The organism is Bradyrhizobium sp. 186 (assembly GCF_023101685.1).
GTDB lineage: Bacteria > Pseudomonadota > Alphaproteobacteria > Rhizobiales > Xanthobacteraceae > Bradyrhizobium.
This window is the reverse complement of sequence record NZ_CP082164.1, coordinates 472,415-487,906: the sequence shown is the minus strand read 5'-3', so window position 1 is coordinate 487,906 and position 15,492 is coordinate 472,415. Positions and strand designations below refer to the sequence as shown.

The 15,492-nt window shown below is 65.1% G+C and carries 13 protein-coding genes; 5 read left to right on the top strand and 8 right to left on the bottom strand.

All coding sequences use genetic code 11. The features are described 5' to 3' along the window. Positions 1–161: 161 nt before the first annotated feature. Complete coding sequence (locus IVB18_RS02175; RefSeq protein WP_247987705.1) at positions 162–1,334, bottom strand: ABC transporter substrate-binding protein; 1,173 nt, start codon at positions 1,332–1,334, stop codon at positions 162–164. A gap of 299 nt (positions 1,335–1,633) precedes the next feature. Between IVB18_RS02175 and IVB18_RS02170 the strand changes: the two genes are divergently transcribed. Then, complete coding sequence (locus tag IVB18_RS02170) at positions 1,634–2,899, top strand: NAD(P)/FAD-dependent oxidoreductase (RefSeq protein WP_247987704.1); 1,266 nt, start codon at positions 1,634–1,636, stop codon at positions 2,897–2,899. A gap of 179 nt (positions 2,900–3,078) precedes the next feature. On the opposite strand, the gene IVB18_RS02165 is transcribed toward IVB18_RS02170, so the two are convergent. From IVB18_RS02165 to IVB18_RS02155, 3 genes are read right to left on the bottom strand one after another with little or no spacing between them, the layout of a single operon-like run. Continuing rightward, a complete protein-coding gene (locus IVB18_RS02165; RefSeq protein ID WP_247987703.1) occupies positions 3,079–4,290 on the bottom strand; it encodes an ABC transporter substrate-binding protein in 1,212 nt (403 codons plus the stop codon). A 58-nt stretch (positions 4,291–4,348) separates the two neighbouring features. Further along, entirely contained in the window at positions 4,349–4,672 is a 324-nt protein-coding gene (locus IVB18_RS02160) for a 2Fe-2S iron-sulfur cluster-binding protein (RefSeq protein ID WP_247987702.1), read from the bottom strand. A 12-nt stretch (positions 4,673–4,684) separates the two neighbouring features. Further along, positions 4,685–5,905: a cytochrome P450 gene (locus IVB18_RS02155; RefSeq protein WP_247987701.1), complete on the bottom strand. Its 1,221-nt coding sequence runs from the start codon at positions 5,903–5,905 to the stop codon at positions 4,685–4,687. Between the two features lie 83 nt (positions 5,906–5,988). Here IVB18_RS02155 and IVB18_RS02150 point away from each other — a divergent pair, with 83 nt between their 5' ends. Further along, positions 5,989–6,495, top strand: coding sequence for a MarR family transcriptional regulator (locus IVB18_RS02150; RefSeq protein ID WP_247987700.1), 507 nt, complete (start codon positions 5,989–5,991; stop codon positions 6,493–6,495). A gap of 416 nt (positions 6,496–6,911) precedes the next feature. Here IVB18_RS02150 and IVB18_RS02145 read toward each other — a convergent pair whose 3' ends face one another. Continuing rightward, on the bottom strand, positions 6,912–8,768 hold the full coding sequence (locus IVB18_RS02145; RefSeq protein WP_247987699.1) for a feruloyl-CoA synthase: 1,857 nt from the start codon (positions 8,766–8,768) through the stop codon (positions 6,912–6,914). 153 nt (positions 8,769–8,921) lie between these two features. On the opposite strand from IVB18_RS02145, the gene IVB18_RS02140 reads away from it, so the two are divergent. The 3 genes from IVB18_RS02140 to IVB18_RS02130 all read left to right on the top strand — a co-directional run bounded on the left by IVB18_RS02140 (position 8,922) and on the right by IVB18_RS02130 (position 12,654). Further along, positions 8,922–9,428 carry a MarR family transcriptional regulator gene (locus tag IVB18_RS02140; protein ID WP_247987698.1) on the top strand — a complete coding sequence of 169 codons (507 nt, stop codon included), beginning with the start codon at positions 8,922–8,924 and terminating at the stop codon, positions 9,426–9,428. A gap of 194 nt (positions 9,429–9,622) precedes the next feature. Continuing rightward, the gene (gene atzF, locus IVB18_RS02135) at positions 9,623–11,431 is read left to right on the top strand and encodes an allophanate hydrolase (protein WP_247987697.1); all 1,809 of its coding nucleotides are present in this window, start codon (positions 9,623–9,625) and stop codon (positions 11,429–11,431) included. 182 nt (positions 11,432–11,613) lie between these two features. Continuing rightward, the gene (locus IVB18_RS02130) at positions 11,614–12,654 is read left to right on the top strand and encodes an IS110 family transposase (RefSeq protein ID WP_247986947.1); all 1,041 of its coding nucleotides are present in this window, start codon (positions 11,614–11,616) and stop codon (positions 12,652–12,654) included. 307 nt (positions 12,655–12,961) lie between these two features. Here IVB18_RS02130 and IVB18_RS02125 read toward each other — a convergent pair whose 3' ends face one another. From IVB18_RS02125 to IVB18_RS02115, 3 genes are read right to left on the bottom strand one after another with little or no spacing between them, the layout of a single operon-like run. Next, positions 12,962–13,684: a GntR family transcriptional regulator gene (locus tag IVB18_RS02125; protein WP_247987696.1), complete on the bottom strand. Its 723-nt coding sequence runs from the start codon at positions 13,682–13,684 to the stop codon at positions 12,962–12,964. Positions 13,685–13,688: 4 nt separating this feature from the next. Continuing rightward, positions 13,689–14,081 (bottom strand): oxalurate catabolism protein HpxZ, encoded by a 393-nt coding sequence (gene hpxZ / locus IVB18_RS02120; protein ID WP_247987695.1) that lies wholly within the window; start codon positions 14,079–14,081, stop codon positions 13,689–13,691. Positions 14,082–14,093: 12 nt separating this feature from the next. Beyond that, positions 14,094–15,488, bottom strand: coding sequence for an AtzE family amidohydrolase (locus tag IVB18_RS02115; protein ID WP_247987694.1), 1,395 nt, complete (start codon positions 15,486–15,488; stop codon positions 14,094–14,096). Between the last annotated feature and the right edge of the window lie 4 nt (positions 15,489–15,492).

The window sequence follows — 15,492 nt, the reverse complement described above, 5'->3', positions numbered from 1 at the left end:
GGGAGAGGGTGGCTCGTCGCACAGCGGCGAGACGGGTGAGGGGTCTCTCTCCGCGCGCAAAACTCTCACACTTGAGCTCGCCGAAGCAACCCCTCATCCGGCGCTTCGCGCCACCCTTCTCCCACAAGGGGAGAAGGGGCAGCATGCTTCGTGTCTTCAGCTCACTTCATCGCGCACTTGTCGTGAAAGCGATCCTGGTTGTTCTCGACGATGGTGGCGACCGTCTTCAGTGCTAGCTGGCCTTCGGCGTCCTTGACCACGTCCTGGAGATAGAAGCTCTGCACCGGGATGTGGTTGTTGCCGAACTTGAAGGGACCGCGCAGCGACTTGAAGTTGGCCTTCTCCATCTCGGCTTTCATCGCGTCTTTCTTGCTGGTGTCGCCCTTCACCGCGACCACTGCGCTGTTGATGAGCTGAGCCGCGTCATAGGATTGCGCGCCGTAGAAGCTCGGCCGCAGGCCGGTATACTTCTTGCGGTAATCAGCGACGTAGCGCTTGTTTTCCTCGTTCGGCAGGTCGTTCACCCATTGCTGCGCGCCGGGAACGCCGAGCGCGTTGTCCTTCTGGAGCGGCAGCGACAATTCGTCGATGGTGAAGGCGGTGTAGAGCGGGATCTGCTGCTTCAGGCCGGCCTGGGTATACTGGTTGAGGAACTGCACGCCCGCCGCACCCGGATAGAACACGAAGATGGCGTCCGCCTTGGAGTTACGCGCCTTGGAGAGCTCGGCGGAGAAGTCGAGCTGGCTCGGCCACACCGTATACTCCTCGCCGATCACCTGGCCCTTGAACGTGCTCTTCACGCCGGCCAGCATGTCCTTGCCCGCCGCATAGTTCGGCCCGATCAGGAATACGTTCTTGATGCCCTTCTGGTTCATGTACAGACCCATGGCCTGCGGCGTCTGGTCGTTCTGCCAGGAGGTCGAGAACACGTAAGGCGAGCAGAGCTCGCCGGCGATCTGCGACGGGCCGGCATTGGCCGAGATCAGGAAGGTCTGCGAGTCCACGGCCGTCTTCAACGAGGCCAGCAGCACGTTCGACCAGATGTAGCCGACGATGAAATCGACCCTGTCGGACTGCACCAGCTTCTCGGTTTTCTGCTTGCCGACATCGGGCTTCTGCCCATCGTCCTCGTAGATCACCTCGACCGGCTTGCCGTCCATCTTGCGCCCGAGATGATCCAGCGCCAGCTCGAACGAGTTGCGCATGTCGTTGCCGATCACGGCGGTCGGGCCGCTGAAGGTCGAAACGAAACCGATCTTGATGGTGTCGCCGGCGAACGCCGGGCTTGCCAGCGCGAGCGCAGCCGCGCCCGCCAGCCAGAATGCTGTCCTCATAACCACTCCCCTCCTCAATTCTCTTTGTCCCGGAAACGGGGTGATCGCCGCCCCGGGTGGTCTCTTTAGAGCGCAAAATCCGTCGAGCCGCCAATGGCCTCGGCGTCTGCCCTGCACCATAATTCGCCCCAATCGTGAATGGCAAGAAATATAGTTCTACTCACTTCGGCGGGGCTTGCGGCGCTTTTTCGCGGACCTCGATGCACGCAGCCTATTCCCCAATTGATGATGACTATTGGACCGCGGGCCACTTTCAGCACTTAAATGAAGCAGCAGAGCAGCGAGATTCGAGGCGCATCATGACCACGACACCCCACCGCGTTGTCATCATCGGCGCCGGCTTCGGCGGACTGGAAGCGACCCATCGGCTCAGCGGAGCCCCGGTCGCGATCACCCTGATCGACCGGCGCAACCATCATCTGTTCCAGCCGCTGCTCTACCAGGTCGCCACTGCTTCGCTCGCCACCAGCGAGATTGCCTGGCCGGTCCGCCATCTCATGCGCGACCGGCGCGAGGTGACGACGCTGTTTGCGACGGTCAGCAGCGTCGATGCCGGCAGGCGCGCGGTGCTGCTCGATGACGGCAGCGAGGTGCCGTACGACACGCTGGTGCTCGCGACCGGCGCGCGCCATGCCTATTTCGGCCATGACGAGTGGGAGCAGTTCGCCCCCGGCCTGAAGACGCTGGAAGACGCGACCACGCTGCGCCGTCACATCCTGGTGGCATTCGAGCGCGCCGAGCGCGAGACCGATCCGGCCCGGCGCGCGGCGCGGCTGACCTTCGTCATCGTCGGCGCCGGTCCCACCGGCGTCGAGCTTGCCGGAACCATCGCGGAGATGGCGCACCAGACCCTGCCGGAAGATTTCCGCAACATCGACACGACCAAGGCGCGCGTGGTGCTGATCGAAGCGGGACCGCGCGTGCTCGCGGGCTTTGCCGACGACCTGTCGGCCTATGCGCAGGCCTCTCTCGAGAAGATCGGCGTCGAGGTCGTGCTGGGGCAGGCCGTCACGGAGATCGACCGCGACGGCGTGGTTTTCGGCGGCACGCGGCTCGACGCCAAAACCAAGATCTGGGCCGCCGGCGTGCGCGCATCGCCCGCCGCCGAATGGCTGGGCGCGCCGGCCGACCGCGCCGGGCGCGTGCAAGTGGAGACCGACCTGACGATCCCCGGCCATCCCGAAATCTTTGCGATCGGCGATACCGTGACCATCGACGCCTGGGAGGGCAAGCCGGTGCCCGGCATCGCGCCGGCCGCCAAGCAGCAGGGGCGTCATGTCGCCGAGACCATCAAGGCGCGCCTGCGCGGAGAGCCGACAGGCCCGTTCCGCTACAAGCATGCCGGCAGCCTTGCGCAGATCGGCAAGCGGCTCGCCGTGATCGACTTCGGCCGCATCAAGCTGCGCGGCACCATCGCGTGGTGGATCTGGGGCATCGCCCACATCTATTTCCTGATTGGGCTCCGCCACCGGCTCAGCGTTGCACTGAGCTGGCTCTGGACCTACGCCCGCGACCAGCGCGCCGCGCGGCTGATCACGCAGGGGAGCAGCAAGGTGGTGGGGTGAGGGTTTTTCTCCCTCTCCCCGTTCTTACGGGGAGAGGGTTGGGGTGAGGGGCTGCCTCCGCAATCACAGTGAGAGTGGGACTCGCGGAAGCTCCCCCTCACCCGTCGCGCTGCGCGCGTCGGCCTCTCCCCGCACGCGGGGAGAGGCGAAGAGAACCGCGCTCGCCGCAACGCCGTTCCCTACTTCACCAGCTCGCACCCACCCTCCGCCAACGGGCGAAACGCCTGGTCCGCCGAAATCGTCGAGACCAGCTTGTAATAGTCGTAGGGGTACTTCGACTCCTCCGGCTTCTTCACCTCGAACAGATACATAGGATGCACGACGCGGCCGTCCTGGCGGATGGCAGTGTCGCCGAACAGCTTGTCCTTGCCTTTGAACTTCTTCATCTCGGGCACGACGTCCTTTGCGTTGTCGCTGCCGATGGCCGCGACCGCGTTGAGATAGGCGAGTGTGGAGGCATAGACGCCGGCCTGGTTGCCGCTCGGCATCTTGCCGTTCATGCCGGGCCGCGCGGCGAAGCGTTTTGCGAAGGCACGGGTGTCGTCGTTCATGTCCCAGTAGAAGGCTTCCATGAGCTGGAGGCCCTGCGCGACCTTGATGCCCATGCCGTGGACGTCGTTGATGAAGAGCAGGAAGGCGACGAGCTTCTGGCCGCCCTGCTGAATACCGAATTCGGCCGCCTGCTTCACCGCGTTGATGGTGTCGCCGCCGGCGTTGGCAAGCCCGATCACCTGCGCCTTCGAACCCTGGGCCTGCAACAGGAAGGAGGCGAAATCGGAGGTGCCGAGCGGGTGCTTGCTGGAGCCCAACACCTTGCCGCCGTGCCCCTCGATGTATTTCTGCGCCTCCGCCTCGATGCCCTTGCCGAGCGCGTAGTCGACCGTGAGGAAATACCAGTCCTTGCCGCCGCGCGACAGCATCGCGGCCGCCGTGGTGTTGCCGGTCGCCCAGGCGTCGTTGACCCATTGGATGGTGTTGGGCGAGCAGGCCTTGCCGGTGAGATCGGAGCTTGCCGTCGAGGACGCCAGGAAGGTCATGCGGCTGTCGCGCAGCAGCGTGTTGATGGAGAGGCCGACCGCCGAATTCGGTACGTCGACGATGGCGTCGACGCCTTCGACGTCAAGCCATTTGCGCGCGATCGCATTGCCGACGTCGGCCTTGTTCTGGTGGTCGGCATAGACGATCTCGACCTTGATAGCTTTGCCGCCGCCGTTGAAGTCCTCGGCCGCCATGCGTGCGGCTTCGACCGAGCCCATGCCGTTGGTGTCCTGGAAGATGCCGGAAATGTCGTTGAGCACGCCGACGCGCACGACATTGTCCGACATCTCGGCGTTCGCCGCGCCGCTCATGAGGCTCGCGGCCAGCGCGAGCGTCCACTTTAGATGTTTCATGGTTTCCTCCCCTATTTGACTTGTTGTCGCGCCGGTCGTTTCCGGCACGTTTGAAAACTCAGACCTGCCGCTCCGGCAGTCTCAGCACGAGCCCGTCGAGCTCGGACGTGATCATGATCTGGCAGGACAGCCGACTCGCGGGCAGCCGCTCGGTGGCGGTGCCATCGAGCAGCGCGTCCTCGTCGTCGGCGATCGCCGGCAGCCGCGCGAGCCAGCCCTCGTCGACATAGACGTGACAGGTCGCGCACATGGCATTGCCGCCGCATTCGGCCAAAATTCCGTCGAGGCCGTGGCGGGTCGCGGCCTGCATGGCGCTCTCGCCGTCGCTGGTCTCGACGCGGTCGGACTTGCCGTCGGGATGGATGAAGGTAATGGCGGGCATCAAAACTCCTCGTCAGGCCGGGGTGACGGTGACCGGCAGGCTGTCGAGCCCGCGCAGCGTATTGTTGAAGCGCCGCTTTGGTTCGCCGGTGATCTCGATTGTCGCGATGCGCCGGGCCAGCGCGGTCAGCATCACCTCGCCCTCGAGGCGGGCGACGAGCTGGCCGACGCACATGTGGATGCCGGAGCCGAAGCCGACATGGCCGGACGTGCGGCGGCTGATGTCGTAGCTGTCCGGCTTGTCCCAGCGCCGCGGATCGCGGTTGGCGGCGGCAAGAAACATCAACACTTTCTCGCCCTCGCCGATCGTCGCGCCGGAGAGCTCGACGTCGCGCGTGGTGGTGCGGAAGAAGGTCTGCACCGGGCTTTCGAAGCGCACGGCCTCCTCGAAGGCATTGCGCGCGAGCGAGAGGTCGCCGCGCAAGCGCTGCCATTGGTCGGGAAAGCGCGCGAGGCAATAGAGCGCAGCACCGATGCCGTTGACGGTCGTGTCCAGCCCGGCCGACAGCAGCGAGCGCACCAGCAGCGGCGCCTCGGTCGCGGTGATCTCGCCGTCGTCGACGCGGGCGTGAATGCAGGCGCCAAAGCCGCCGGGTGCGAGATTGTCGCGCTGGCACTGCTCGGTGACATAGGCCTGGTGCGGCGCCGATCGCGCGATCGCTTCCTGGCGCAACTGGTTCGGTGGTCCGAACGCGTTGAAGACGAGGCTCGCGTAGGGGATCAGATGCTCGCGACCCTCCGGCTTGAGCCCGAGCGCATCCGGGAAGATCGAGAGCGGATAGGCCTCCGCGAGGTCCGCGATTGCATCGAAGCTGCGCTTTTCCAGCAGGGCATCGACCCGTTCCTCCGCCGCCGCGGCAAAGCGGTCGCGCGCCTGCTTCATCACGGTCGGCGACAGCACCTTGGAGAGTACGGCACGGGTGCGGGTGTGCGCGGGCGGATCGGCCTCGAGGATCAGGCTCGGCGGCCGCCACGGCGTCTCCTTCTTGAAATCGCTGAGACCGACGCCGCGGCTGGAGCAGAATGTTGCAGGATCATTCAGCACGGCATGGACTTCGGCATAGCGCGCCACGCCATAGACGTTCCATTTGTCGAGATAGACGACCGGTCCCGCCTCCCGTAGCTTCTCATGCGTGGGATAGGGGTCGGCAAAAAAGTTCATCGCGAAGGGATCGACGTCGAGATGCGGAACGGCCGTGCCGCCGGTGGATAGAGGGGAGCCAGATGCACTCATTGTTGTTCTCCCTCATTTTGATCTTGTGAAACGCAAGCGCATGCCCTTAGGTCTGCGGACACGCCGAAAGTCCAAATCAGGTTATGCCGCCGCCTTCGACCAGATCTCGCCAAAAACCTGCGTCCGCCGAGGTGGGACCGACGCTGGACCTCGACCGTTACGTTCCGGCGTTCATCACCTTCATCGCCAACAAGCTCTCGAACAGCGCGACCGCGTTCTATCAGCGGCAATTCGGCGTCAACGTCACGGAATGGCGGATCATGTCGCTGCTGGCGATCGAGCCCAGCATTCCGGCCTCCCGCATCTGCCAGGTCATCGGCTTTGACAAGGGTCCCGTGAGCCGGACGCTTGCCGGTCTGGAGAAGCGCGGACTGGTTTCGATCCGCACCGACCCGAATGACGGCCGCACCCATTCGATCTCGCTGACGGCCAAGGGCCGCGCCACCCATGACAAGGTGATCGCCGCGGCGTTCGAGCGCGAGCGACGCCTGTTGTCGTGCCTCAACAAGGACGAGCGGGAGGTGCTGATCGATCTGTTGCGCCGGCTGCACGAAAATCTCGGCGCGGTGACCGGCGGCAACGGTAGCTGACGCGTCGCGCGTCAGCCGCGATCCCCTGCCGTTCTTAGGTATACGCCGGCGTTTGCCCACGGCACTATTCCTGCCGAGCATGTTTCCTCCCAAATCAAGCGCAGCGGTTCCTCCGCCGTCATCCCTGTTTGGAACGGTTCGCATAAATTAGTTGCTTAGGCAACAAAAGAATCCAGCAGGATATTGCGGCAGAACAGCTGGCCTATTGGGCAAGCTGCTTCGCACCCTCTCCCCGCCCTTCACGGGGAGAGGGTGGGGTGAGGGGCTGCGTCCACGAACACGATGCTCATTGAAGTCGAGAGCGCGCCCAATCGCTGTCGTTGCGAGCGCAGCGAAGTATCCAGAGCCTTTCCGCGGCGGGATTCTGGATTGCTTCGCTGCGCTAGGAATGACGATGTGGCGCGAGGGTAGCGCATTCAAACTGCGCAGCCGATCCACTCACCCGACGCATCGTCGTTCAACCGCGCCACCGCATCCGCGCGGCGCGTCAGCACGGCGCGCTGGTTGATGTAACCCTTGTCGGTGATCTCGCCGCCGTCGACGGACGGCGGCTCTGCGAGCAGCATGGCGCGCGTGGCGTGGCCGGAGGAGTTGGCGCTCTGCCGCTTCAGCTTTGCAAGACCCTGCGCGATCGCGGTTCTGACCTTGTCGTGGCTCAGCACCTCATTCGCGCCCGACGTCTCTGGCAGGCCAGCATGCGCGCGGCAGGCGGCGATGTTCGGGAAGACCAGAAATCTCACCTCGTCGCCGCCATGACCGGTCACGACGATATCCTGCGCGAGCGGCGCCAACGCCGCGATGCCGGCAACGCGCAGCGTGCCGACGCTGACCCAGGTGCCGGAATTGAGCTTGAAATCCTCCGCGACACGGCCATCGAAGAACAGGCCGCGCTCCGGCCGCGCGGCATCGGCGAATGTCACGGCATCGCCGATGAGATAAAAGCCCTCCTCGTCAAAAGCATGCTTCGTCAGCTCCGGCGCCTTCCAGTAGCCCGGCGTGACGTTGGGGCCGCGCACGCGCACCTCGAGCTTGTCGCCGGAGGCAACGAGCTTCAATTCGGTGCCGGGAATGGGCACGCCGATGTTGCCCGAGCGTTCGGCGAGGAAATGGCAGTCGGTTGCGAGCGGCGAGGTCTCGGTCGAGCCCCAGGCCGACACCATCGGCAGTGGCCGGCCGACAGTCTCGACGGAGAGCTGTTCGAGCGCATCCCAGAGATTCTGCGGCAACGCGGCGCCGGCATAAAAGGCGAACTTCACCTCGCCGAAGAAGCGGCGGCGCAACTCATCGTCGCCGCGCAGCGCTGCGATCAGCATGTCGAAGCCGCGCGGCACGTTGAAATAGACCGTCGGCATCACGCTTTTCAAATTGGCGAGTGACGTCGCAAAAAGCCCGGGCGCGGGCTTGCCGCCGTCAACGTAAAGCGAGCCGCCATTGCGCAGCACCAGGTTGAAATTGTGGTTGGCGCCAAACGTGTGGCTCCATGGCAGCCAGTCGAGAATGACGAGACCGCCGCGCCCCTGCTCAAGAAAGGTCCAGGTCTGCGCCTTGGCTTGTTGGCTGGAGGTCAGCATGCGCTGGGTGTTGATGACGGCTTTCGGCGTGCCGGTCGAGCCCGAGGTGAACAGGAATTTTGCGATTGTGTCCGGCGTCACTGCGGCAAAGGCTTTTGCGACACCAGGCGTTTCGGGCGTTGCCGCGATGGTGCGGAACGCGAGCGTGTCGGCATCATCAGCATTGCCACTGATGATCTGCGCCTGGTGCAGCGGCTTGATTGCGGCGAGCGCCGCAGCGAACGGCTTTGTCGCGGAGACATAGATCGCGCCGGGCTCAAGCAGCGCAATCATGCTTCTCAGCTTGTCGAAGTCCCTGGACATCAGCGAATAGGCCGGCGAGATCGCAGCCGAGGGCACGCCGACATGCTGCGCGGCGAGCGCGAGCAGTGCGTGGTCGATGCTGTTGTCGGAGAGGATCACGAGCGGGCGTTCTGCGCTGAGGCCCTGTGCCAAAATCCAGGATGCTGCTCCCCTCACCTGCCGCAGCGCCTGCGCATAGGTGACGGTGGTCCAAGGACCTTCAATATTGCCGCGCTCGGCGAGGAAGATCGTGTCGGGCGTTTGCCGCGCCCAATGCTCCAGCCAGTCGCCGACGCAGCGCGCGCTCTCGCGCAAGGGCTCGGGCGAGCGCAGCACGATGCTGGCGTCGGCGCGATGCTCTGCGACGGTTTTCGGCATTGCAAACAGGCTTGAAGCGTCACCGCGTGGGGCGGCTGTCATGTGTTTCCTCCTCGCCCGCGACCCGGGATCGGCCGCAGCCTCGTTCCGGGCTGCTTTGCTTATGATGTTGGGCAGAGCAATTGTTGTCGTCAACAACAATCTTCCTCTTCTTCGGCGAAGGCGTTACAAGAACTGGAAGGCAGGAGACACGACGTGACAGCAAGCGTAGCCCGAACCGACACCCGCCCTTCCCCACGCAAACGTGCGGGCAACGGCTTGGCGCGGCGCAACGACGCGGACGAGATCGGGCTCGACGCGCTGGTCGGGCACGCCGGCTACGCGGTGCGGCGTTTCCAGATCTGGATTTTTCAGGACTTCATCAAGACGCTCGGCGACGTCGATATCCGGCCAACGCAGTATTCGGTACTGACCGTCATCGGAGCCAACCCGGGCCTCTCGCAGATGGCGGTGGCAAAACGCCTCGGCATCGAGCGCGCCCGGCTGGTGCACCTGCTCGACAGCCTCGAGCAGCGCAGGCTGGTGAAGCGGATCAAGTCAAAGGCGGATCGTCGCTCCCATGCGCTGCACCTCACCGCACAGGGCGATACGGCGCTGGCAAGATTCAAGCGGCTCGCCGCAGCGCACGAGCGGCATGTGGAGGAGAAGATCGGCAAGGCGAACCGGCAGCGGCTGCTCCAGATCCTGGCCTGCTTCACCTGATCCCGACTGCCCAGAATTTGGGCAAATGCCCATAATGGGACGCTGGCGCGACAGCCCGCTCGACAATCGAAATACCCCCCAACTCACTGATCCTTCGATAATATCCGGAACGTCGGCCCTGCCCGGATTCTGTACACAATGGCACATCGCTTGCTTCAATCCGGGTGAAGACAAGTTGCCGGAGTTTTGTCGCCATGAGGGCTGAGCAGCCTGAAACGATCGCCGCGATTGTGGCCGCGCATCGCGCGGGCACGGTCACGCCAGCGCAGACGATCGCGCGCAGCTATCAGCGCATCCGAGACCACAACGATCCCGCCGTCTTCATCAGCCTGCGCGACGAGACGGATGCGATCGCGGAGGCCGAGAGGCTCGCCGCGCGAAAGGACGCCGCCAGCCTGCCGCTGTTCGGCGTGCCGGTGGCGGTGAAGGACAATATCGACGCGCTCGGCTTTCCGACCACCGCCGCCTGCCCGGCCTTCGCCTACACGCCAACGCATGATTCCACCGCGGTAGAGCGCCTGCGCGCCGCCGGCGCCATCATCATCGGCAAGACCAATCTCGACCAGTTCGCAACCGGCCTCGTCGGCGTGCGCTCGCCCTATGGCATCCCCCGCAATTCGGTCCGCGACGATCTCATTCCCGGCGGATCGAGTTCGGGATCGGCGACCGCCGTTGGTGCCGGGCTCGTGCCGCTGTCGCTCGGCACCGACACCGCCGGCAGCGGACGCGTGCCGGCGATGCTCAACAACATCGTCGGCTTGAAGCCGAGCCTCGGCATGATCTCGACCGCTGGCCTCGTGCCGGCCTGCCGCACGCTCGACTGCATCTCGGTATTCGCTTTGACCGTGGACGATGCCGCCACGGCGCTGTCTGTGATGGCGGGGCCCGATCAGGCCGACCCGTTCTCGCGCGACCGGGCGCTGGGCGCGATCACGCCGTTCCCGGCGAATCTGCGCCTCGGCGTGCCGCGCAACGGGCAATTGATCTTCTTCGGCGACAAGAAAACGGAAGCAGCCTATGGCGAGGCGCTGAAGCGCTGGACGGCGCTCGGCGCGACGCTGGTCGAGTTCGACCTCGAGCCGTTCTACGAGACCGCCCGCCTGCTCTACGAGGGACCATGGGTCGCCGAGCGCTATCTCGTGATCCGCAATTTGCTCGCCTCTGCCCCGGACTCGATCCATCCGGTGACGCGCGAGATCACCGCAGCCGGCGCGCGGCTCACGGCGGCTGAGACCTTCTCCGCGCTCTATCGTCTGCAGGGCCTGCGCAAGATCGCCGAGCGGACCTTTGCCAACATCGACGCGCTGGTGCTGCCGACGGCGCCGACGGCGTATACAACCGCGCAGGTGCTCGCCAATCCGATCGAGCTCAACAGCCGGCTCGGCACCTACACCAATTTTGTGAATTTGCTCGACCTCTGCGGCCTGGCGCTGCCGGCAGCGATGCGCGCTGACGGCATTCCGTTCGGCATCACACTTCTCGCTCAGGCAGGACGTGATGCGCTGCTCGCCAGCATCGGTCGCGTCTTCCATGCAGACACCAAGCTGACCGTTGGTGCGAAGGGGACTGCGCAAGCACCGCTCGCGCCGTTAAAGGCAAGCACTGCTGACGAAATTCCGATCGCGGTGGTCGGCGCGCATCTTTCCGGCATGGCGTTGAACGGCGAATTGAAGACGCTGAACGGGCATCTGATCGAGACGACCAGGACCGCGCCGGACTACAAGCTCTATGCGCTGCAGACCACGCCACCGAAGCCCGGCATGCTGCGGGTCGAAGCCGGCAATGGCGCGTCGATCGAGCTCGAGATCTGGTCGCTGTCGTCGTCCGCCTTCGGCAAATTCGTCAACGCGATTCCTGCGCCGATGGCGATCGGCACGATCCGCCTCGCCGACGGCCGTTCAGTGAAGGGGTTTCTCGTCGAGCCGGAGGTGCTGGGCGAAGCCCGCGACATCACCGCCTATGGCGGCTGGCGCGCATATATGGCGGAAGCTGCGACGGCCTGAGTTCAACAACATCGTCGTCCCGGCGAAGGCCGGGATCCATACCCCAGGGAGAGATTGTAGCGCGAGGCCGGTAATCACGAATCTTCGCCTAACTCGATCCTGTGGTTGATGGGGTGGACGGCCCCCTACGGCATCAGTGTGCCAGAATGAGGTTGTTGCAATCTCAGACAAGGGAGCCGTCCGTGACGAAGATTATCCGCATTGGAATGGATACGTCGAAGTATATTTTTGTGCTGCATGGGGTTGATGAGGATGAGCGGCCTGTGCTGCGCAAGAAACTTTCGCGCAAGCAGGTGCTCGAGTTCTTCGCCAAGTTGCCGCCGACCGTGATCGGGATGGAGGCCTGCGGGGCTTCGCAACATTGGGCGCGAGAGCTTCGCCAGCTCGGCCACGAGGTGAAGCTGATGGCGCCGCAACTGGTGAAGCCCTACGTGTCGCGGAACAAGAACGACGGACGGGACGCGGAAGGGCTGTGCGAGGCGATGAGCCGACCGACCATGCGGTTCGTGCCGGTGAAGAGCGCCGAGCAGCAAGCCGCATTGATGCTGACGGGCATCCGCGACGGGCTGATCGCCCGGCGCACTCAGTTGACCAATACGATCCGCGGCCATGCGGCGGAGTTTGGCCTGATTGCGCCCAAGGGGCTGGACAAGATCGAGCCGTTGCTGGCGCAGATTGCGCAGGACGAGACGCTTCCTGTCCTGGCGCGCGAGCTGTTTGTCGTGCTGGGCCGCGAATGCGCTAAGCTCGAGAGCGAGCTGGAGGCGATCGAAGCCAGGCTGATGGCCTGGCACCGTGGCGATGCCATGGGCCGGCGTCTGGCGCAGATCCCCTCGGTCGGCCCGATCGTTGCCACCGCGCTGGTGATGAAGACGCCGGATCCGCGGGCGTTCCGCTCCGGTCGTCACTTTGCGGCCTGGCTCGGCCTCACGCCCAAGGACCACTCCACCGCTGGCAAGACCAGGCTCGGCAAGATCACCCGGGCGGGCGACGAGGATCTGAGACGGCTGCTCGTGATCGGGGCCACGGCGGTGATCCAGCAGGCCCGGCGAGGCCGCGGCCATCACTCGCGCTGGCTGTTGGCACTGATCCAGCGCAAGCCGCCGAAGCTTGCAGCCGTAGCGCTCGCCAACAAGGTGGCCCGCATCGCCTGGAAGCTGATGATCAGCGGCGAGAGTTACGACGCGGCACGGTTGAATGCCGCCGCGGTAGTCACCGCCTAACAGATTGGCCGGCCGGCGGTCGTTCGCCAGCCGACCCGGAAGCTGCAGGAGCAGATGGAGCGATCGATCGAGCAACGATGCGAGACATTCCGTGGGACCCATTGGCCGCCAGCAGGTCGCCGGGTTGTTTGGAACCCGCATCGCGCAAACCATCTTGGCCAGCGATCTAATCCATCGCACTCAACAGGCCGGACATATGGATGCAAGCGATCCGATCTCTCAAAAAGCTCTTGTGCCACGGGGGCCGTCCACATATGGGTCCCGGCCTTCGCCGGGACGACACTGAGTATGTGAAGACGGCGTCGCCTTAAACCGAGACCGCGTAGATCTCGTATTCGCCGCGCACCAGTTCGATATGTGCGCGCATCGCGGCCGCGGCGCCGAGCTTGTCGCCGCGCATGATGGCGACGACGACGCGGTCGTGCTCGGCTTGCGATTTGGCGAGACGGCCGAGATTGCGGAACTGGGCGCGGCGGAACGGCTGCACGCGGACGCGCGTGGCGAGGGTGATCTCGGCGATGTAGCCGTTCTGCGAGCCGGCATAGATCGCATTGTGGAAGCGCTCGTTGACCTCGTGGAAGCGATCGGGATTGCCGGTGTAGCTCAGCACCCGAAGTTCCTCGTGGACGGCTTCTAGGCCGTGACGCTCGGCGGCGGACATGCGCTCGGCAGCGAGACCCGCACACAGCGCCTCGAGTTCCGCCATCGCCTCGAACATGCTCTTCAGCCGCTCGATTGAGGGCTGCGCCACCACCGCGCCGCGATGGGCGCGGGCTTCGACCAGGCCGCTCGCCACGAGCTGGCGTAGCGCCTCGCGCACCGGTGTGCGGGAGACGTTGAAGCGGCGGGCGATATCGGTCTCGTCGAGCGGCGCGCCGGGCGGCAGGGTTCCGCGCACGATCTCGTCCGCGAGCTGGAGACGCAGCTCCTCGGCGCGCGTGACCTTCTGCACCGACGGCGAGGGACGGTCGACGCGCGGCAGCACCGGCTCGGCCGGCAGTGTTCCGGACGGAAAGTCGTCAAGCGTCATACGATCAGGTCTCTTTCGACTCGTCGATGATGCTGACATGGGCGGCGACGACACGCCAGCCCTCCGGGAAGCGAATCCAGGTCTGCATCTGCCGGCCGACCCTGCCCGGCGCGGTGTCGCGATAGAACAAGGTGGAGGCCACGGCGGTGTCGCGGCCATAGCTGGTGATGACGGTTTTCGCCGTGCGGCGGTTGAGGCCCACCGGCGAGCGGCCGGCGCGGAAGCCGGAGATCGCCTCATAGCCGTAGAGGTTCTCGCCGATGCCGTAGCGCAGCGTGCGCGGATCGTTGCGGAAGAGCTCGCCGAGCACGGCGACATCGTTGCTGATCAGCGCCTGCTCATAGCGCTCGAACGCGGCTTTGACTTCCGCGATCACGTCGGGGAGATCGATCTCCATCTTAAAATCCTCTTAAAGTCCTCTTGGCGACGGCGCAGACACCACGCCCGTCCGTTCCAATGCATGCGCGACGCGCAACGCGACGTCTTCGCGCCAGGGCGCGGCGATGATCTGCACGCCGATCGGCAGCGGGTCGAGCGGCACCGGAACTGCCACGACCGGCAAACCGATGAACGAGATCGGCTGGGTGTGGATGCCGATATTGGCGCGCACCGGCAATTCGACGCCGTCGAGATTGAAATTGACCTGACCGAGTTTTGGCGCAGCGCAGGGCGTTGCGGGCGCCAGCAGCACGTCGACGGATTTGAAGATCTCGGCGAGTTGCGCGCGATACCAGCGGCGGAATTTTTGCGCACGGTCGACCATCGGCGCCGGCACCATGGCGCCCGCGATCAGCCGGTCGCGCACCGCCGGATCAAAATCGTTGGGGCGCTTGCGCAGGCGATCGAGATGCAGCGAGGCGCCTTCGGTCGTGGTGATGACGTAAGCCGCCGCGCGGGCGCGCGAGGCTTCGGGCACGTCGACAACCTGCGTCGCGCCGAGCGCCTTGGCGACGCGGCTGACGGCTTCGACGGCTTCCGGAAACACGTTGTGCTGAAAGTACCCTCCGGCAATCGCAACACGCAGACCCGAGATGGACTCGCCGAGCAGCGGCGTGACCGGCTCGACACCACGCGCGGTACAGGCGCCATCGTCCGCATCCGGTCCCTGCATCACGTCGTAGGCGAGTGCGAGATCGGTGACCGAGCGCGCGAACGGACCGAGATGATCGAGGCTCGCGACGAACGGGAAAGAGCGTGCACGCGACAGCCGGCCATATGTGGGCTTCAGACCAAAGATGCCGCAGAACGACGACGGCACCCGGATCGAGCCATTGGTGTCCGAGCCGAGCGCGATCGGCACCAGCGCGCCACCGACGGCGCTGCCGGAGCCGCCGGACGAACCGCCGCTCATCCGTGTCGTGTCGTGCGGATTGCGCGAAGGACCGTCATGGACGTTCTCGCCGGTGAAGTCGTAGGCGTATTCGCCCATGTTGAGCGCGCCGACGAGAACTGCGCCGGCCGCTTCCATCCGCTCGATCAGCGTGGCGTCGCGCTTGGCCGGCGCGAGATCGCGATTGATCTTCGAGCCGGCGCGCGTCGGCAGGCCCGCGACGTCGAACAGGTTCTTCACCGCGAAGGGCACGCCGGCGAGCGGGCCGACTTTCTTGCCCGCGGCAACGTCGGCGTCGATCGCGCGCGCCTTGGCGCGGGCGCGATCGGCGGTGACGTCGGTGAAGGAATTGAGGATGGCGTCGTGCTGCTTGATGCGCGCGAGGGCGGCTTCGGTCGCAGCGAGCGCGGACAATTGGCCGCCGGCCACCGCCTTGGCGATGTCTGCGGCCGTCAAATCTGGCTTGGTGGTCATGGCG